This window comes from Lysinibacillus sp. TE18511, assembly GCF_054062295.1.
This window is the reverse complement of record NZ_JBSSFD010000003.1, coordinates 194,124-214,031: the sequence shown is the minus strand read 5'-3', so window position 1 is coordinate 214,031 and position 19,908 is coordinate 194,124. Positions and strand designations below refer to the sequence as shown.

At 37.6% G+C, this 19,908-nt stretch carries 17 protein-coding genes; 7 read left to right on the top strand and 10 right to left on the bottom strand.

Features of this window, described 5'->3' with window-relative positions; all coding sequences use genetic code 11:
* The 6 genes from ACVWXS_RS03775 to pdhA form a co-directional block, all read right to left on the bottom strand.
* A partial coding sequence (locus ACVWXS_RS03775; protein ID WP_456956150.1) for a hypothetical protein occupies positions 1 to 200 on the bottom strand: 200 nt, incomplete at its 3' end.
* 472 nt (positions 201 to 672) lie between these two features.
* Positions 673 to 1,455 (bottom strand): SDR family NAD(P)-dependent oxidoreductase, encoded by a 783-nt coding sequence (locus tag ACVWXS_RS03770; protein ID WP_456956171.1) that lies wholly within the window; start codon positions 1,453 to 1,455, stop codon positions 673 to 675.
* A gap of 269 nt (positions 1,456 to 1,724) precedes the next feature.
* Positions 1,725 to 3,140 carry a dihydrolipoyl dehydrogenase gene (gene lpdA / locus ACVWXS_RS03765; protein WP_053483451.1) on the bottom strand — a complete coding sequence of 472 codons (1,416 nt, stop codon included), beginning with the start codon at positions 3,138 to 3,140 and terminating at the stop codon, positions 1,725 to 1,727.
* 5 nt (positions 3,141 to 3,145) lie between these two features.
* Positions 3,146 to 4,480 carry a dihydrolipoamide acetyltransferase family protein gene (locus ACVWXS_RS03760; RefSeq protein ID WP_368636871.1) on the bottom strand — a complete coding sequence of 445 codons (1,335 nt, stop codon included), beginning with the start codon at positions 4,478 to 4,480 and terminating at the stop codon, positions 3,146 to 3,148.
* Positions 4,481 to 4,533: 53 nt separating this feature from the next.
* On the bottom strand, positions 4,534 to 5,511 hold the full coding sequence (locus ACVWXS_RS03755) for an alpha-ketoacid dehydrogenase subunit beta (protein WP_368636872.1): 978 nt from the start codon (positions 5,509 to 5,511) through the stop codon (positions 4,534 to 4,536).
* A 3-nt stretch (positions 5,512 to 5,514) separates the two neighbouring features.
* Positions 5,515 to 6,630: a pyruvate dehydrogenase (acetyl-transferring) E1 component subunit alpha gene (gene pdhA / locus ACVWXS_RS03750; protein WP_368636873.1), complete on the bottom strand. Its 1,116-nt coding sequence runs from the start codon at positions 6,628 to 6,630 to the stop codon at positions 5,515 to 5,517.
* A 395-nt stretch (positions 6,631 to 7,025) separates the two neighbouring features.
* Between pdhA and def the strand changes: the two genes are divergently transcribed.
* Positions 7,026 to 7,583, top strand: a complete 558-nt coding sequence (gene def, locus ACVWXS_RS03745) for a peptide deformylase (RefSeq protein WP_423492208.1) — start codon at positions 7,026 to 7,028, stop codon at positions 7,581 to 7,583.
* Between the two features lie 378 nt (positions 7,584 to 7,961).
* On the opposite strand, the gene ACVWXS_RS03740 is transcribed toward def, so the two are convergent.
* Positions 7,962 to 8,732 carry a Cof-type HAD-IIB family hydrolase gene (locus ACVWXS_RS03740; RefSeq protein WP_456956146.1) on the bottom strand — a complete coding sequence of 257 codons (771 nt, stop codon included), beginning with the start codon at positions 8,730 to 8,732 and terminating at the stop codon, positions 7,962 to 7,964.
* A gap of 442 nt (positions 8,733 to 9,174) precedes the next feature.
* Here ACVWXS_RS03740 and ACVWXS_RS03735 point away from each other — a divergent pair, with 442 nt between their 5' ends.
* From ACVWXS_RS03735 to ACVWXS_RS03725, 3 genes are all read left to right on the top strand, one after another.
* Entirely contained in the window at positions 9,175 to 9,384 is a 210-nt protein-coding gene (locus ACVWXS_RS03735) for a DNA-dependent RNA polymerase subunit epsilon (RefSeq protein WP_068983311.1), read from the top strand.
* Between the two features lie 5 nt (positions 9,385 to 9,389).
* Positions 9,390 to 11,057 carry a ribonuclease J1 gene (gene rnjA / locus ACVWXS_RS03730; RefSeq protein ID WP_456956144.1) on the top strand — a complete coding sequence of 556 codons (1,668 nt, stop codon included), beginning with the start codon at positions 9,390 to 9,392 and terminating at the stop codon, positions 11,055 to 11,057.
* Between the two features lie 377 nt (positions 11,058 to 11,434).
* The gene (locus ACVWXS_RS03725) at positions 11,435 to 12,208 is read left to right on the top strand and encodes a protein kinase domain-containing protein (protein WP_456956142.1); all 774 of its coding nucleotides are present in this window, start codon (positions 11,435 to 11,437) and stop codon (positions 12,206 to 12,208) included.
* 38 nt (positions 12,209 to 12,246) lie between these two features.
* Here the strand turns inward: ACVWXS_RS03725 and ACVWXS_RS03720 are convergent, their stop codons facing one another.
* On the bottom strand, positions 12,247 to 13,080 hold the full coding sequence (locus tag ACVWXS_RS03720; protein ID WP_456956140.1) for a TetR/AcrR family transcriptional regulator: 834 nt from the start codon (positions 13,078 to 13,080) through the stop codon (positions 12,247 to 12,249).
* Between the two features lie 99 nt (positions 13,081 to 13,179).
* On the opposite strand from ACVWXS_RS03720, the gene ACVWXS_RS03715 reads away from it, so the two are divergent.
* Both ACVWXS_RS03715 and ACVWXS_RS03710 read left to right on the top strand, forming a co-directional pair.
* Positions 13,180 to 16,269, top strand: coding sequence for an efflux RND transporter permease subunit (locus ACVWXS_RS03715; RefSeq protein WP_456956138.1), 3,090 nt, complete (start codon positions 13,180 to 13,182; stop codon positions 16,267 to 16,269).
* Positions 16,270 to 17,019: 750 nt separating this feature from the next.
* Positions 17,020 to 17,592 (top strand): GNAT family N-acetyltransferase, encoded by a 573-nt coding sequence (locus ACVWXS_RS03710; protein WP_456956136.1) that lies wholly within the window; start codon positions 17,020 to 17,022, stop codon positions 17,590 to 17,592.
* 100 nt (positions 17,593 to 17,692) lie between these two features.
* Here ACVWXS_RS03710 and ACVWXS_RS03705 read toward each other — a convergent pair whose 3' ends face one another.
* Together ACVWXS_RS03705 and ACVWXS_RS03700 are read right to left on the bottom strand one after the other, a co-directional pair.
* Positions 17,693 to 18,193: an N-acetyltransferase family protein gene (locus tag ACVWXS_RS03705; protein ID WP_456956134.1), complete on the bottom strand. Its 501-nt coding sequence runs from the start codon at positions 18,191 to 18,193 to the stop codon at positions 17,693 to 17,695.
* A gap of 20 nt (positions 18,194 to 18,213) precedes the next feature.
* Entirely contained in the window at positions 18,214 to 19,179 is a 966-nt protein-coding gene (locus ACVWXS_RS03700) for a S66 family peptidase (RefSeq protein ID WP_456956132.1), read from the bottom strand.
* A 228-nt stretch (positions 19,180 to 19,407) separates the two neighbouring features.
* On the opposite strand from ACVWXS_RS03700, the gene ACVWXS_RS03695 reads away from it, so the two are divergent.
* A complete protein-coding gene (locus ACVWXS_RS03695; RefSeq protein WP_456956130.1) occupies positions 19,408 to 19,686 on the top strand; it encodes a hypothetical protein in 279 nt (92 codons plus the stop codon).
* The last annotated feature ends 222 nt before the right edge of the window (positions 19,687 to 19,908 follow it).

Genomic DNA, 19,908 nt, shown 5'->3' with positions numbered 1-19,908 from the left:
CTTTCGCACAGATAAAACATTGTTGCTGACGCTTCGCTTTCGCACAGATAAAACATTGTTGCTGACGCTTCGCTTTCGCACAGATAAAACATTGTCGCTGACGCTTCGCTTTCGCACAAAGCAAAGCTTCCTGGGGGCGTCCGATGAGCCACTGATCCCCAAGGAGTCGCCCAGTCTCTACTCCAATCAACCCATATCAATTTCGCCTTGGCGTAATTGCGTCCGGATTTTGAATTGTACCCAGGCCTGCAAATGTTTTATGTGCGAAAGCGTAGTGCTAACGTAGCGGCAGCAACAGATGTTTTTTGTGCGAAAGCGTAGTGCTAACGTAGCGGCAGCAACAGATGTTTTTTGCGCGAAAGCGTAGCGACAGCAGCACCGATGCAGGTCAGTTAGCCGTTTTCGCAGGATGCGAAGATTTTAGGCTGACATCCTAAATTCATTCCTTTGAAAATCCGTGACATCCGCCAGAGGCTTTATCTTCATTCAGTAGGGGGTATGGAACCTATTGACAGGGAACCACATCCGTATTTATCTCACTACCTTCAGAGGTGGGAGTCTTCTACTGAATGAAGATAAAAGGCATACGTTTTAACAAATGTCATCCACAACTTTCGGTGATGAGCACTAAATATTCCTTTTCTCAAAGAATATTACTATTTTAATTAACTTTTATAATGCATGTCCTGAACCACCATCAATATTGACAGAAGTGCCAGTCACATAGCTCGCAGCATCTGATACTAAAAATGTAATGACATTTGCCGCTTCTTGAGTATCCCCTACACGTCCAAGTGGAATCGTTTGACCAACTTTACGAGAATAATCCTCCCACGAAAGCTCTGGTTCATGTTCTTTCCATTTCTTCTCTATTTGATCACTTCGAATAAGCCCAATACAAACAGAATTCACACGAATATTATCTTTACCTAAGTCTTTGCTCATAGCTTTCGTTAATGCAAGCCCGGCAGCACGACTTACAGTAGTAGGGAGTGAGTTTGCAGGTGGTGTTTTAGCCATTACCGCAGTCACATTAACTATTGCACCGCCACCAACCTTACGTAAATGAGGTGCAGCATATTTTGAACAATTGACAGCCCCAAACACTTTTAAATCTAAATCAGCTTGCCATAGCTCACTACTAACCGCTTCAAAAGGATTAGCTGAAGATGTACCTGCATTATTAATAAGAATATCAAGGCGACCAAAATGCGCTACTGCTCGTTCAATTAAGTACTTACAATCTTTTTCCTTTGTAATATCAGTCGGTACAATTAATACGTCCTCGCCTGTTTCGTTTTTAATACAGCCAGCAGCCACTTGTAGCTGTTTTTCACCACGGGCACAAAGTACAACCTTTGCCCCCTCTTTCACAAGCTGCATCGCTGTATAATAACCAATTCCCTTACTTGAACCTGTAATAACTGCTACTTTCCCCTTTAAGCCTAGTTCCATTGATATCACCTCAGTTTTTTGTTCAACTTCTCTTTTTTCATAAACATCGTTATCATTTTCGGACATCTAACAGTCAATCAGAGATTTATTTGGCACTTCACAAGTTCTATCTGACACCTTCACTAAGTCTATCCAGCATTTAATAGATTCCTAACCAAATAATATTTTTCGAAATATTCATTCGATATAATTACTTTATCAAAATTACAAGTAATATACAAAAAAACGGCTACAAAGCAAATGCTTTATAGCCGTCTTCATGAACTTTATTATTTTTTTGCTACAATATGGATAGGATTGCCAAGTAATACTTCAGCAGCTTCCATTGTAATTTCACCTAAAGTTGGGTGAGCATGGATTGTTAACGCAATATCTTCCGCAGTCATGCCGCCTTCAATTGCTAAGCCCATTTCAGCGATCATATCTGATGCACCAGCACCTACAATTTGAGCACCGATTAATAAGCCATCTTCTTTACGAGCAACAAGCTTCACGAAACCTTCTGTTTGGTTTAATGCAAGTGCACGACCATTTGCTGCGAATGGGAATTTCGCTGCAGTGTATTCAATGCCTTCAGCTTTCGCTTCATCTTCGTTATAACCAACTGTTGCCATTTCTGGATCTGTGAAGCATACAGCAGGAATAGCTAAATAATCAACGATTGATTTTTCACCAGCGATTGCTTCAGCAGCAACTTTACCTTCGTAAGATGCTTTATGAGCAAGCTGAGGACCTGCTACAATATCACCAATTGCATAGATGTTTGGAATATTTGTACGACATTGTTTGTCAACATTGATTAGACCACGTTCACCGAATTCAACACCGATTTCAGCAAGGCCCATTTCATCTGTATTTGGACGACGACCTACAGTCACTAATACATAGTCAGCTTCAACTTTTTTCTCTTCTCCGCCAACTTCATAAGTTACTACTACGCCGTTTTCTGTTTCTTCAACGCCTTTTGCAGATGCGTTTACTTCCATTTCAACGCCTTTCTTTTTAAGGCCTTTTTTCACGATTTGTGTCATTTGCTTTTCAAAGCCAGCTAAGATATCTTTTCCGCCTTCGATAATTGTTACTTGTGAGCCAAGATTTGCATAAGCTGAGCCTAACTCTGTACCAATATAGCCTCCACCGATAACAACTAATTTACCAGGAACTTCTTGTAAAGAAAGTGCGCCAGTAGAGTTTAGTACGCGATCAGAGAATTTAAATGTTGGAATTTCAACTGGGCGTGAACCCGTTGCGATAATTACATTGTTAAATGTGTAAGTTTGAGCAGATTCACCATTGATGATACGCACTGAATGAGCGTCAACGAAATAAGCCTCACCTTGTACAATTTCAACTTTATTACCTTTAAGTAAGCCTTCAACACCGCCAGTTAATTTTTTAACAACGCTGTCTTTAAATGCTTGTGCTTTTGAGAAGTCTAATTTCACGTCAGAAGCGATGATACCCATGTCATCTGAATGTTTAGCATGCTCAAAACGGTGACCTACTGAAATTAATGCTTTTGATGGGATACAACCTACGTTTAAGCACACACCACCAAGTACATTTTTTTCAACGATTGTTACTTTTTGGCCAGTTTGAGCTGCACGGATTGCTGCTACATATCCTCCAGGACCTGAACCAATGACAAGAGTATCTGTTTCGATTGGAAAATCTCCTACTACCATTTTTGTTACGCCTCCATTAATAATAATTCTGGTTCACTTAACAAACGCTTTAAGTGATTTAAAGCATTTTGCGCAGTGGCTCCATCAATCATACGATGATCAAAGCTCAATGATAATGCTAACACAGGTGCGGCTACAATTTCACCATTTTTTATTACAGGTTTTTCTGAAATTCGACCAATACCTAAAATCGCTACTTCAGGGTGATTAATTACCGGAGTAAACCATTGTCCCCCTGCTGAGCCGATATTCGTAATCGACATCGATGCACCCTTCATTTCATGTGGTGCAAGCTTGCCTTCACGTGCTTTTGTCGCTAACTCATTAATTTCATTAGATACTGCAAACACAGATTTACGATCTGCGTGCTTAATAACAGGTACTAGTAAGCCTTTTTCTGTATCTGCTGCAATACCAATATTGTAGTAATGCTTCTGAATAATTTCTTGTGTTGCATCATCTAATGAGCGGTTAAATTCTGGGAATTCGCGCAAAGTTGAAATAAGCGCTTTAACTACGTATGGTAAGTACGTTAATTTGACACCCTTCTCAGCAGCGATATCTTTGAATTTTTTGCGATGTGCTACAAGAGCAGTTACATCGACTTCATCCATTAGTGTAACATGTGGAGCTGTTTGTTTCGAGTGAACCATTGCTTTTGCAATCGCTTTTCGAATACCAGACATTTTCTCACGTGTTTCTGGGAATTCTCCCTCAAGAACAACTGGTGCTGCTTGTGTAGTTGTTTCTTGTTGAACAGCTTCTTCGTTAGCAACTGGTGCTGCTTCAGCCTCTACAGCGCCTCCACCATTTAGGAAATTCTCAATATCCAGTTTTAAAATACGGCCATTTTTACCTGTACCTTTAACTTCACGAATATTGACATCATTGTCTCGTGCAAATTTACGTACTGAAGGCATTGCAATGATACGTTTTGTATCGACAACTACATCTTCAGTCTTTACTGCCGTTTTTTCTGGAGCTTTTTCTTCCTCGACAGGTGCTTTTGCTACTGCTTGGCCAGACTCAGCTGTTGCTTGAACTTGAGCTTCTGTTTTCGCTTCAGCATGCTCATCGCCTTTTAGCTTTAAGTCTTCATAGCCAGGTGCATCAAAGCGGATTAAGACATCACCAACAACGGCTACAGTGCCTTCTCCTACTAAAACTTCCTCTACTGTTCCTTCAACTGGAGAAGGTATTTCTACTACTGCTTTATCGTTTTGTACTTCACAAAGAATATCGTCTTCTTTTACTGTATCTCCAGCTTTAACGAACCATTTCACGATTTCGCCTTCGTGAATGCCCTCGCCAATATCCGGTAATCTGAATTCAAATGCCATGTGTACCCATCCTTTCTATTTACTGTTTTAGGAGCTACATTAAAGAAGCTACATTAGAATGTTAAAACTTTTTTCGCTGTTGCCATTACATCTTTATAGTTCGGTAACCAAACACCTTCAGCTTGTGGGAATGGGTACACAGTATCTGGTGCAGCCACACGAAGTACAGGTGCTTCTAAGCTTAAAATTGCACGCTCTGTAATTTCAGCCACTACATTTGCAGCAATACCTGCTTGTTTTTGAGCTTCTTGTACAACGATTGCACGACCTGTTTTTTCAACTGATGCAATAATTGTTTCAATATCAATCGGTTGAATTGTACGTAAATCAATAACTTCAACAGAGTGACCTTCTTTTTCTAGCTCTTCTGCAGCCTTTAAGCTTTCATGAACCATTAACCCATAGGCAACAATTGTTAAATCTTTACCTTCACGTTTTACATCCGCTTTACCTAGTGGAATTTCGTATGCTTCCTCAGGTACCTCTTCACGGAATGAACGGTATAATTTTAAATGCTCTAAGAAAATGACTGGATTATCATTTCGAATAGATGAAATCAGTAAACCTTTAGCATCGTATGGTGTTGAAGGTACAACAACCGTTAAACCTGGTTGTGCTGTCATTAAGCTCTCTAAGCTATCAGAGTGCATTTCTGGTGTATGCACACCACCACCAAATGGAGAACGGATTGTCACTGGTGCATTATAGACGCCACCGCTACGATAGCTCATACGTGCTAATTGACCACTAATTGAATCCATTACTTCAAAAACGAAGCCAAAGAACTGAATTTCAGGAACTGGACGGAAACCTTCTAGAGAAAGACCGACTGCTAAGCCACCAATACCTGATTCTGCTAATGGTGTATCGAATACACGGTCAACACCAAATTCTTTTTGTAGGCCTTCAGTTGCGCGGAATACCCCACCGTTGACACCTACATCTTCCCCGAATACAAGAACATTTTCATCATTCTTTAATTCCGTGCGAAGTGCATCTGTAATTGCTTGAATCATCGTCATTTGTGCCATAGGTTATTTCGACTCCTTCTCTTTGTAGATTTCATACTGTTCTTTTAAATTAGATGGCATTTCGCCTTTATACATGTTTTCCATTAACTCTGTTACTTTTTGTTTTGGAGCTGCATCGGCTTTTTTGATCGCCTCTTTAATTTCTTCTTTTGCACGCTCGATTACAGCCTCTTCTTTTTTCTCATCCCATAGACCTTTCGCCTCTAGGTATTTACGGAAGCGTACAAGCGGGTCTTTTTGTGCCCATTCGCTATCTGTATCAGATGTACGGTAACGCGTTGGATCATCACCTGCCATTGTATGAGGGCCATAGCGATAGCATAGTGTTTCAATTAAAGTTGGACCTTCGCCATTCACTGCGCGCTCACGTGCATCACGTGTTGCTACGTAAACTGCAAGTGCATCCATTCCATCTACTAAAATACTTGGTAAGCCTGCTGCTACACCTTTTTGAGCGATTGTTTTCGCCGCTGTTTGTAATTCACGAGGTGTTGAAATCGCATATTGGTTATTTTGTACAATGAAGATTGCTGGTGATTTAAACGCACCTGCAAAGTTAATGCCTTCATAGAAATCCCCTTGCGATGAACCACCATCACCTGTATAAGTTACAGCTACTGCTTTTTTACCACGTTTTTGAATACCAAGTGCTACGCCTGCTGCTTGCACATATTGAGCACCGATAATGATTTGAGGAGGTAATACATTTACGCCTTCCGGAACCTGATTCCCCAAGAAATGACCACGTGAGAATAAAAATGCTTTTTCTAAAGGTAAGCCATGCCATACGATTTGCGGTACATCACGGTAACCTGGTAAAATCCAATCTTCTTTCTCTAATGCAAATTGTGAAGCGAGTTGTGAAGCTTCCTGACCAGCTGTTGGTGCATAGAAGCCTAATCGACCTTGACGGTTAAGTGAAATAGAGCGTTGGTCTAAAATACGTGTATAAACCATACGCGTCATTAATTCAACTAGCTCCTCGTCAGATAATTTTGGATCTGCCCCGTCATTTATAATTTCGCCTTCTTCATTCAAAATTTGAAACATTTCAAACTTATCTTCGATTTCAGTTAGCGTTTGTTTAGCATCAAAAATATTGTTGTTTTTCTTGCTCATTTGTCACATCTCCCTTTCAACTGTATTAAAATAAATCACCTTTTTAACTAGTACAACTTATTCTTTGCACTCAGTATACTGAATAAAATACGGTCGGTCAATCATATATTACGCGTACAAATAAAGATTTTTTCTGAAATAACTATTTAAGACCCCTGTCTTATTCTGTATCACAAAATGACACCGACTGTATTATAACAATATAGTTAGAGCGCACAATTATTAGGTTTCCCTACTTGATCACCAATAGTAGAATGCCCCAGTTCTAGACAATCTAATAGCTATAGAAAAATTTTTTAAGTATATTCAAATAAGGTCTTTTTTCATGTGATTGTATTAATACGTGATGTATACTTATAAGTAAAGCACTACAAAGTTGAAAGGAAGATTCACATATGATTTTAATGGATGATATTATTCGCGAAGGTCATCCGACTTTACGCACTAAAGCCGAGGAGGTTAAATTCCCTCTAACTGATGAAGCAAGACAACTTGCAGAAAACATGCTTCAATATTTAATAAACAGCCAAGATCCTGAAATTGCAGATAAATATGATTTACGTAGCGGTATTGGATTAGCAGCCAATCAAATAAATAGTCTACATCGAATGTTTGCTCTTCATTTAAAAGATGAGAATGGCGAACAATTAAGTTTTGTAGCAATAAACCCTAAAGTTGTAAGTCACTCTGTTGAAAACACATACCTTACAGGAGGCGAGGGTTGCCTTTCTGTTGATCGCAATGTCTCAGGCTATGTACCACGTCATGCTCGCGTTACAGTTAAATTTAAAACAGTCGACGGTGAAGAGAAAAAAATGAGACTTAAAGGCTTGCCTGCAATAGCCTTCCAACACGAATTAGACCACCTTAACGGCATCATGTTTTACGATCGCATAAATGAAAAAAATCCATTTGCAGAAATTCCAGACTCTAAACCATACGAGCGTGACTAAGAGTACATAAAGAAAACACCCATGCGGTTCATTTTACATCGCAGGGTCTATTTTCTTTTCGCAACCCGTTGCGATTTTTCAGCCATCTCTTTTCACTCTCCATTTAATTAAAGACTATGAATAAAATTATTGACATCGAATAATTTACTATGTAATTAAAATAAGCAACTAGTTGTAGTTATTTTCTCCAACTAGTTGCTTTTTTATTTTCTTCAATCATTTATACCTCGACATAATTGCGTCCGGATTCGGCTTTGCGCTTGCGAAAGCGAAGCGATAACAAGATGATGTTAGTCAATCAGCCATTGCCACAGGACGTGACGTTCTTAGGCTGAGTCCCTCTATTTCAGCAGATGATTAAACAAACGCTGAAAGAAGTTAAATAATGTTTAATTGACGCATAATTTTTGCAATACCGCCCTCATCTACATGATCAGCTACATGAGTAGCAACAGCCTTCACTCTCTCATGCCCATTCCCCATTGCTATGCTGGTACCGACAGCCTGAAGCATCTCTATATCATTAATGCCATCTCCGAAAGCAATAGCATCTTCCAATGTAAGTCCCATTCTTTCAAGCACCTTTTCAATGCCAGCAGCCTTTGAGCCACCCTTTGGTAAAATGTCACAAGAATAGCGATGCCAGCGTACAAATTGTACGTTTGGAAATGCTTCACGATACAAAAGTTCATCTTTTTCTTCCATAAATATAAGTGTTTGATAGACATTGTTCTGCATATAATAAGATGAGTCTAGCTTTGGATACGGGTATTTTAATGTATTTAAGCTTTCTGCCACCTTATGATCATTTCCAACAGATGCAATCATTTGCTTGTCATCTAAAAATACTACCGGTTCATTTCGCGCTTCACCAAAAGCAATAATTTCGGCTAGCTCATCTTTTTTAATACCATTTGTATAGACAACCTCACCTTTATAAACGACATATTGTCCATTAAAGGTAATATACGTATTAATATCTAGCTCCTCTAATAAGGATTGAATCATAAAAGGTGCTCGTCCTGTTGCAATTGCAAGCTCGTATCCTTTACGACGAGCTTCAAAAAGCGCCTCTTTCGCAGAAGTTGGCAATATTTTTTCACTGTTATAAAGCGTTCCATCAACGTCAAAAAATAAAATTTTCTTCATCATAATAGTCCCTTTCGTATGTATTCTGCAAAGGTTAATAACTTTACACATGCATAATTTTTCGTTATAATGATCCTAAGGAGTGATGTGCCATGCTGAAGAAACTAAAACGTAAATTGTTGAAGCAACTTCGCGGCATACTCGGAAAAAAATCAATTGCCTAACATTTGCCCTTCATTATTTGAAGGGCTTTTCTTTATTTTAGAGTAACTGCGTGATAATATAAAGGAAATGCATTTATTTGGCTATGTGCAACCACTGTCTCAATGATTTATTCAATTATGCCTTGTCGTAGTGCAAATTTGAAACATTGAGATACAAGAACTTCAAACGCCTTATTTCTTCCTCAGTATACTAGAAATTCGCTGTTTTTTCTTGTAGTACGTGCGTGGTATTAGGCAAAGGTGCAATAAAATTGTACGCAATAAAAGGAGAGCAAACTATGATTTACAAAGTTTATTATCAAGAAGATGCAAATGAAATTCCAGTTCGCGAAAACACTAAAAGTCTATATCTTGAAGCTGCTTCAGAGCGCGAAGTACGTGAAAAGCTAAAAGACCGAAACTATAACATCGAGTTCATTCAACTGCTTGAAGGTAACTATTTAACTTACGAACAAGCAAGTCCGAACTTCATCTTGGAGGAAATTTAACAAACATGAAGTTTGTTAAAAATGACCAAGCAGCTGTTTTCGCACTCGGCGGACTGGGCGAAATCGGCAAAAATACTTACGGCGTTCAATTTCAAGATGAAATTATCTTAATCGATGCCGGCATCAAATTCCCAGAAGATGACTTACTCGGCATTGACTATGTTATTCCAGATTATACGTATTTAGTACGTAACGTCGACAAAATCAAAGGATTATTTATTACACACGGACATGAGGATCACATCGGTGGTATTCCTTATTTATTACGTCAAGTAAATGTCCCTGTCTACGGTGGTAAGCTGGCACTTGGCTTATTACGTAATAAATTAGACGAACACGGCTTGCTACGTACAACAAAACTTATCGAAATTAAAGAAGAGGATGTTATTAAATTCAGAAAAACGTCTGTTAGCTTCTTTAGAACAACTCATAGTATTCCAGACGCTTACGGAATTGTCGTAAAAACACCACCTGGTAACATCGTGCATACAGGTGACTTTAAATTCGACTTTACACCAGTAGGCGAGCCAGCTAACTTAACAAAAATGGCTGAAATCGGACGTGATGGCGTACTGTGCTTACTTTCAGATAGTACAAATGCTGAAAAGCCAAACTTCACAATGTCAGAACGTACAGTTGGAAAAAGTATCGATGAAATTTTCCGTAAGGTTGATAGTCGTATTATCTTTGCAACTTTCGCGTCAAACATTCACCGTTTACAACAAGCAACAGACGCTGCCATAAAATACGGACGAAAAATCGCTGTCTTTGGTCGTTCAATGGATAACGCCATTACGATTGGTCGTGAACTTGGCTATATTAATGCACCGAAGGATACATTTATTGATGCCCAAAGCATTAATCGACTTCCAGCAAACGAAGTGATGATATTATGTACAGGCTCTCAAGGTGAACCAATGGCCGCACTTTCTCGTATTGCCAATGGTACACATCGCCAAATTCAAATTCAGCCTGGTGACACAGTTATCTTTTCTTCTTCACCAGTACCCGGAAATACAGTAAGTGTAAACAAAATTATCAACTTACTTTTCCGCGCAGGTGCTGAAGTTATTCATGGTGCACTAAATAATATCCATACTTCTGGTCACGGTTCTCAGGAAGAACAAAAATTGATGCTACGCTTAATGAAGCCTAAATTCTTTATGCCAATTCACGGTGAGTACCGCATGCTAAAAATGCATACTCATCTAGCAGAAGATTGTGATGTTCCACTTGAAAATTCATTCGTCATGGAGAATGGCGACGTGCTAGCATTAAGTCCTAATGAAGCACATGTAGCTGGTCGCATCCCTTCAGGAGACGTTTATATTGACGGTAATGGTATTGGAGATATCGGCAACATCGTGCTTCGCGATCGACGCATTCTTTCTGAAGAAGGTTTAGTTATTGTTGTTGTCAGTGTTGATATGGAAAATCAGAAAATCGTTTCCGGCCCAGACATTATTTCACGAGGCTTCGTTTACATGCGTGAGTCTGGTACGATGATTAATGAAGCACAAAAAATGCTAAATCGTCATTTAAACGCAACAATTCAAAGCAAAACTCCTCAATGGACTGAGCTCAAGAATGAAATTACTGACGTATTAGGACCATATCTATTTGAAAAAACAAAACGTCGACCTATGATTTTACCGATTATTATGGAGGTTTAGCCTCATCACTAAGAAGCTACGTAAATTACGTAGCTTCTTTTTTAATTGGTTTTAATCCTATTAAGAATACAGTTTTCAAAAAGCGCGTGTTCCAACAATACCCAAAGCAAACAGCAACGTATTTTATTTTAAAAATTTTGAAACCTCTTAGTAAACTTTTTCGTACATTGTAATAACAAAACAAAAAGGAGCGTCCTTATGCTAAGTAAAATCCTTCAGTCTTTACTTAATGGTTCATCTAATCGCCGTCATCATTCATCCAGTAGCCGTCAAAAGTTTTCCAAGCGTCATAATTATTACGGCCATAAACATTATAAACGTAGCCATCGCAAAAGCTCACGTAGCTTCTTTAGTTCAATGAGTTTCTTCAGTAGCTAATGTGGTGGAATCAATTATCCGAAAAACGTTTCGATCAAGAAGTTCAACAGTATATAACAGCGCAGCAAAATTTCTCTTTCGTTAAACTTCTCGGTTTCGGTTCGTACGGTCGGACATATTTAATAGAGGAAAAATCCACGAAAAAGCTTTTTGTTTTAAAATGCCTACGATTAAAACATCGACGCCATCAAAAAACGAAAAGTAAGTTTATGCAGGAAATCGAAATTCTTCAACGTTTATCAATGCCTAGTATTCCGTCTATTCAATCGACAGGTACTATTCAAGATATACCTTTTTTTATCATGGATTATATCAATGGCCAAACATTTGAACAGCTCATTTTTGATGAAGGCCAAACATTTACAATCTCTCAATCACTTTTTATCACCAAACAATTATTACAACAAATAGTTGTTTTACATGAAAATAGCATAGTACATCGAGATTTACGCATCCCCAATATTTTATTTGCCAATCAACAATTGTATATCATTGATTTCGGCCTTGCTACCTTTAAAAAAAATGTAGATTTCTCTTTAATCGATAACCCAAAGCAAGCTGAAAATCATATTAGTGATTTATATTTTGTTGGTCATTTTTTATTATTTTTACTGTACTCAAGCTACAAGCCTTCCACTAGCAAAGAAAAGCCTTGGCAAGAAGAATTAGCTCTACCGAATGACATCACGAATTTCCTTGAACGATTATTATGGATTCAAAAACCTTTTAACAGTTCAATGGAAGCCCTACAGTTACTCCCAATCAAAAAATGAATTGTTCACCCTGTTCGTGAACAATTCATTCCCTTTAGTTAAATCTTAAAATAATTTTTTAACACATAAGCAACCCATCTATGCTCTGGCTGTAAGCGTATATTTTCGATTAAACCTTTTACAATCGGTTTGCTATAGGTTAGATCGTCAATTTGAGATTTTATCAATTCAAGAGACTCGCGTTCAATAGACTCCTCTAAGCCAATTAGATGTTGTTCGATTAATTCTAACAAAGATTCCTTTGTCACTTCTTCATTACATGGTTTTGCTGTCAATTGAACAAGCTCTTCCGTGATAAACGGAATCGTTGTATGCCGTGCAATAATGTCCGTCTTTTCCGCTAAAGATTTAGCCAATTGATCTAAATCTAATGGTATATCAGAAAAACTAAAAAGTTCTGCATAACTCTTCATAAATCCTTTAATGCAGTACATAACATCATATTTTGTCTTGTGGAGTTCATCCCGATAAAGCTGTTCAAGCATATAGATGATCGACTTTGACATCTCGGCATCATAAGCACTTATTTTTTGAAACAATTCTTTTTTTGTAAGAAGGACTTTCTCATTAAAAAAAACGCGGGCAGATGCAGAATGGTTTTTAATTGCTTGAAAAATACTTTTGTAAAACTCAACTAATATAACATCTTTACTAAGCGAACCTCTGACTACTTGGTCAACATCGGTAACGAATTGCTGTAGATAATACTCTACCATCGAAACAAGAAGCTCGTCCTTTGTTTTAAAAGATAAATAAAATGCTCCTTTTGAAATTCCACATCGTTCTGTAATTTGCTGTACAGATGTAGATTCAAAGCCTTGTTCTGAGAATAACTCTAATGCTTTCTCCATAATTAGTTGCTTTTTTAACATACTTTTAATTCTCTCCTAATGTATTTCATTGACAAATGACCAATTAGTCATTAGTATAAATAATTGAAATTAGTAAGTCAATAAAGGGTAGGTGTAAAGGTGAAAGGTTTAGTTAATTTCGTATTGAAAAACAAATTGGCAGTGTGGCTATTAACAATTATCATCACTGTCTCTGGTATTTATTCAGGCACAAAAATGAAAATGGAATCTATACCTGATATTTCCATACCTTATTTAATTGTTATGGGTGTTTACCCTGGTGCAACCCCTGAACAGGTGATGAATGAACTTTCCATTCCATTTGAAAAATCAATTGAAAGTTTAGAAGATGTTAAGGCCGTTTACTCAACATCCTCTTCTAACGTAGCACAAGTTCAAGTTGAATACGACTACGGCATTGATATGGATGAGAAAAAGCGCCAATTAGAGTCCGCTTTAGATAATATAACATTACCTGAAGGTGCTCAAAAGCCTACAATTATGGCGATTAGCATGAATATGATGCCTGTTGTGGCATTATCAGTAAGTAGCTCTGAGGAAGATATTGTTGAATTAACTTCAACAGTAGAAGACATTTTACTTCCTAAAATTGAAAAAATTGATGGTGTTGCTTCTGCAACGATCAATGGTCAGCACATTAATGAAGTGTCATTTAAATATGACGAAAAGAAAATGGCTGCTCTTGGCTTAACAGAGGAATCTGTCAAGCAAATGATTCAAGCAAGCGATATGTCACTGTCACTTGGTTTATATCAATTTACTGTCGGTGAACAAGCGGTTTCGGTAGACGGGAAAGTTAAATCTGTAGATGAATTAAAAGACTTATTAATCCCAGTCACGCCTTCAGCTACAAACCCTTCCCCATTCGTTCGCTTAGGTGATATCGCAACGATTGAAGTAGAAGGTAAAGTACAATCTGTGTCACGTACAAATGGTAAAGATGCGATTGCCATTCAAATCGTTAAAGACCAAGATGCCAATACGGTAACAGTCGTGAATGCAGTAAAAGACTTAATTAAAGAAGAAGAAAAATTAATAGACGGTTTAAAAGTAGATATTTCACTTGACCAAGGTGCTCCGATTGAAGATTCAGTCTTCACAATGATTGAAAAAGCAGTATTCGGTGGTGCCATTGCCGTACTAATTATTTTACTATTCTTACGTGATTTCAAATCAACAATTATTTCGATTATCTCAATCCCAGTTTCAATATTCATGGCCTTGCTACTTTTAAACTGGATGGATATCACATTAAACATTATGACCCTCGGTGCGATTACCGTGGCGATTGGTCGTGTAATTGATGACTCCATTGTAGTTGTTGAAAATATATATCGACGCATCCATTTAAAAGAAGAAAAACTAACAGGTCGCGCCCTTATTCGCGAAGCCACAATTGAAATGTTCAAACCAATCCTTTCTTCTACATTAGTAACTGTAGCAGTTTTCGCTCCATTAATTTTTGTTAGTGGTATGGTTGGTGAACTATTCATGCCATTTGCATTAACGATGTCATTTGCTCTAGGCGCTTCCTTGATCGTGGCGATTACAATTGTTCCTGCTTTATCTCACTTCTTATTCCGTAAAAAATTATACGGTGAGAAAAAAGAAAGTCAGCATAAAGAAGTTGGTAAACTAGCTACTTGGTATAAAGGTGTACTAGAAAAGACATTAAACCATAAAATCATTACATCCGTAATAGCGATTGTAATGCTTGTTGGTTCTCTTGCTTTAACACCACTCATTGGCTTCAGTTTCATGGGCTCTCAAGAAGAAAAGGTTATGTACTTATCGTATACACCTGCTACAGGCGAGCTAATGAAAGATACAGAAACAAATGTTGCACAAGTAGAAAAAGAATTAATGAAACGCGAAGACATAGATATTTTACAAGTCTCTATCAATGATCCTAAGAATGTTGATCCTTCTGCAATGATGATGGGCGGCGGCGCTGGCGGTGCATTAATGTACCTCATCTTTGATCCAGATATGGAGGACTTCCCTAAGGCAAAAAAAGAAGTAGAAGACTATATAGCTAACATTGGTCAATCAGGAGAATGGAAATCTCAAAACTTCTCGTCAACCTCTACATCTTCAAATGAAGTAAGCTACTCATTATATAGCGAGGACTTAGATAAGCTTAGTGATGCAGTGAAACAAGTCGAAGGTGCATTAAAAGAAGTTGATGGCTTAGAAGACATAAAATCTAATAATGAAGATCCATATGTTGAGCATATTTTAAAAGTAGATCAAAAGAATGTTCTACAATATGGTTTAACTACCGCTCAAATCGTAATGGCCTTGAACGCAAATACATCATCAGAAGTTTTAACATCAGTCAAGTATGACGGTGAAGATATTGATGTCATTGTACAACGTGAAGCAAAGGCAGCAGCTACATCTCTTGATGATGTATTAGCTACTGAAATCAAGACAGCTTTAGGCACAACAATGACAATCGGTGAATTAGTAAAGGTAGAAGAAGGCACTACGCTTAACTCTTTAGCTCGCTCTAAAGGCGAATATTACGCAACCGTTTCTGGTACGATTACCGAAGACGATATTTCAAAAGCAACTTCTGCTGCTGATAAAAAGATGGATAAATTAGATTTACCTAAAGGTGTAACGACTGGGGTTTCAGGTGTGGCTGCAGATATGCAAGAAACATTTACACAGCTTGGAATTGCTATGTTAGCTGCAATCGCTATCGTTTACTTCATTCTAGTCGTAACATTCGGTGAAGGTTTAGCACCATTCGCCATTCTGTTCTCACTACCATTCGCAGTAATTGGTGCATTTGTTGGCTTGTTCGTCACAGGTCAAACAATTTCTGTTTCTGTTATGATGGGACTATTAATGCTGATTGGTATCGTTGTGACAAATGCCATCGTATTAGTAGACCGCATTATCCATATGGAACGCGACGGACTCGTTATGCGCGAGGCTATTTTAGAAGCAGGTGCCACTCGTTTACGCCCTATTCTAATGACGGCCATTGCAACAATCGGTGCGATGATCCCAATGGCACTCGGCGGTGGTGGCAGTGGTCTAATTTCAAAAGACCTAGCGATTACCGTAATCGGTGGTTTACTATCTTCAACATTGTTAACATTAGTAGTTGTACCAATCGTCTATGAAATGTTATCTAAAATGTTAAAGAAAAACCGAAAAGATTATGAAGAAAATTAATAATTACATGTAAAATAAGGGCTCTCCTTTGAAGGGGGCCCTTTTTTCTATATTTCGATGGAGCACGATCGTCATTTATACAAACTACATTATTTATAATTTTTATGACTCATCACCGTAACGTGGGTTGATTTCCGTTACGACTGGGCGTTTTGTTGCTGACGCTTCGCTTTCGCACAGAGCAAAGCTTCCTGGGGGCGTCCGATGAGCCGCTTGGGCCTACACGATGTAGGTCACGAAGGCGTTATCACAGGACGTGATGCTTTTAGCCTTCGTTCCTCTATCGCTAATCCCCAAGGAGTCGCCCAGTCTCCACTCCAATCAACTTATCCACATGACATACGTTTTATCAAAATGTCATCCAAACATTCGGTGATAAGTACTCATTTTTAATGCTACAATAATATAAAAATTCACGAATAATAGCTAAATAGATAGCCCCTTCTAAATATCTCACCTATCACTAGAGCAAACTTTTTTAACAATGTAAGTCCATAATAGTGCATTGCTTTGAATTTCCGCACTTTTTCATCATCTCAATAAAACCTTAACATATCCACATATTTCACCAAACAACGAAGCGTATGTTTAAAATCATCGAATTTATAAGTGAACGCTTTTGAATATAGATTACAAACTACTAAACGAGCTTCTCCCCTCTCACTATCAAATAAAAAGCTTAACAATAATTTACAAATATTGTTATAATAATATACACTAAAATGCTTTCACAAATAAAGGGGGAGTTTTATGAGCGACAACGTTTTTAAACAAACCATACCTGTTTTAAAAACTGCAAGACTAACATTAAGGCCGATTTCATTAAATGATTTAGAGGCAATGTTTAATTATGCTTCCAGCGAAAATGTAGCACGCTTTGTTACATGGGAGCCACATAAAAGTTTTGCCGATACAAAAGAGTTTATTGAATTAATTTTAAACGGGTATAAACAAGGCAAACACCTATTATGGGGCATTGAATATGAGCAGAAATTGATTGGCACGATCGACTTTGTTTCAATGAATGACCTGCATAAATTTGCGGAGATTGGCTACGTTCTTTCTGAAGAATATTGGAATCAAGGAATTACGACTGAGGCAGCAAAAAAATTAATTGACTATGGATTTAACGAATTAAAGTTAGCTCGAATCCAAGCACGGTGCTTTGAGGAAAATATCGGTTCCCAAAAAGTAATGGAAAAATCGGGTATGCTTTATGAGGGTCTGTTACGAAAAAGTATGTTTGTTAAGGGTAATCATCAAAATGTGAAAATGTATGCTATTATTGACAATGATTATTTTACAAAGATTGAGCCTTGCTGAAAATCCAACAAGGCTCTACTTATTTAGTTTACAATCAAGCCTCGTACAATAGTTATTTTCGCAATTGTATAAGTAGTACTTTTAATTCGACTTGTGATTCTTAAACGTTCAATAATTTTGACATGTAATACTCATCCATATATTCACCATCAACATATAGTGAATGTCTTTTAGTCCCTTCAACTTCAAATCCCATTTTTTTATATAAGGCTATGCCTGCAATATTATTCACCATTACTGTAAGTTCCAAGCGATGCATGCCCTTCTCTTTTGCCCAATTGTCTAAGTGGCCAAATAATGCAGTGCCAATTTTTCTTCCTCTAAAATCACTGTGGATACCTACGACAATATAGGCTCGATGTGAAAGTCTAGATGGTGTACTCCCTTGAACAATTAAATAACCGACCACTGTCTGATCTATTTCAGCTATAAATAATGCTGAATGATTGTTTTTGTAAATATTCTCAATAAATCTAGTAAATTGTTCAGCTTCTAACTGTCGTTCGCCTGGCGCGAATAACATAAAATTAGACTCTTCCGCATTTTTGATAACAGCCACGATCTGTTCAGCATCTTCTATTTTTGCTTCCCTTATAAACATTTTTATCGCACCCTTTCTATCTAAAATTTAGTGACATGTATCATGAAATCTTTCGTGTTCATTTGAATTGTTCCACCAATAGGGAATGTAAAGATCGGCTGTGTATGTCCAAAATCCACATCATAGATAACTGGAATTCTTCTTAAAGTTGGATGTTTATCTAACATAAAATGTAGTTGTTCCTCTGTCATTTTAGAAGCTCTTTGAAAGCGCCCTATCGCAATACCTTTAATATTAGTAGTAGCTTGTAATAATGAGGTAAAATCACGAGCAAATATTTCTGGAGTAACTAGTTCATCATCCTCTAAAAATAAAATACTATTCGATAAATCAGGCATATACGGGGTACCTTGAAGTAGATTTAATGTACATAAATTTCCGCCAAATAATTGCCCACTTGCTTCTCCTTCAGAATATACCTTCCAGCTAGCCGCTTCAAAATGACGATTATGTTGATCTAAATACCATGCATCATCGCTCCAAATGCTTGATGCTTTAATCGTATATGGCTTATTTTCCATTAAGCATTTTTGAAAATATGATAGCTGATAGTCTTGTGCTTGTTCCATAAGAAAGCTAGAAAAATGTGGCCCCGAATACGTAACAAATCCACATTTTTTTGTAATAGCGGTTGCTAAAGCTGTAATATCACTGAAACCACAAAGTATTTTTGGGTTATTTGCTATCATTTCATAATTTAGATAGGGTAATATTTCACTAGAATTGAAACCACCAATAACCGTTAAGACAGCCTTCACATGATTATCTTGGAAGGCATCATGAATATCAGAAACTCGATGCTCAATTGAGGAAGATTGTTGAAGATCACATTCAAAAATATGACGCCCATAGGATACAGTAAAGCCTAACTCTTCAAGTATTTTCTTTGTTTGTTCAACGCCTTCTTCTGTTATGATTGCTGCACTACGACTAGGTGCGATAACACGTATCTCATCGCCTACTATTAATTTATTCGGAATATGCAAACTTGCTCCCTCCCCCTAATTAGTTTCTTGGACACTCTCTGAAAAGTAACTTATTCCCGCATTCATCTCTCCACCTATAGGGGTGGGAGACTTCTGCTGAAAGAAGTTTGAATTTTCTCTATTATCACAAAGCTATTATGGAAAATCAAATGTAAAATTACATTTTTTAGCTAATTATCATAACGTGTGGATCGGAATACCACATTCATTTGTCGTTTATCGGGGTTGTTGTTTGAGGTTTTATCAGCGATTCTGGCTCTTTTATCAGCGATGTTTGAGGTTTTATCAGCGATTCTAGCTCTTTTATCAGCGATGTTTGAGGTTTTATCAGCGATTCTGGCTCTTTTATCAGCGTTTCAGCGTTCCTCCCAAGCGGAGCGAGACATCCTGGCAACTTATTTTCTCTTTTTGCCAATTAATCGCGTGATTTGTGCCATTGTAAACGGCAATGAAGATTTCTTTCTGATACGCTATATACTTCAGCACCCAAAAATCTGCATATTTTAATTGTTCATGACCGAATCTTTCCTGTATTTTTGCATACCTAATTTTTCAAGCAAACGACAAGAAGCAATATTGAGAGATTTATCGAAACAATTTTGAGATTTATCGAGACTTTTTAAGATTTATCGATACTTTTCAGTCATTTATCGATACTTTTCAGCGCTTTATCGCTCAACTTTTTAAAAATATCGACATCAAGAAAAAAACGTACCCTTTATTCAATAC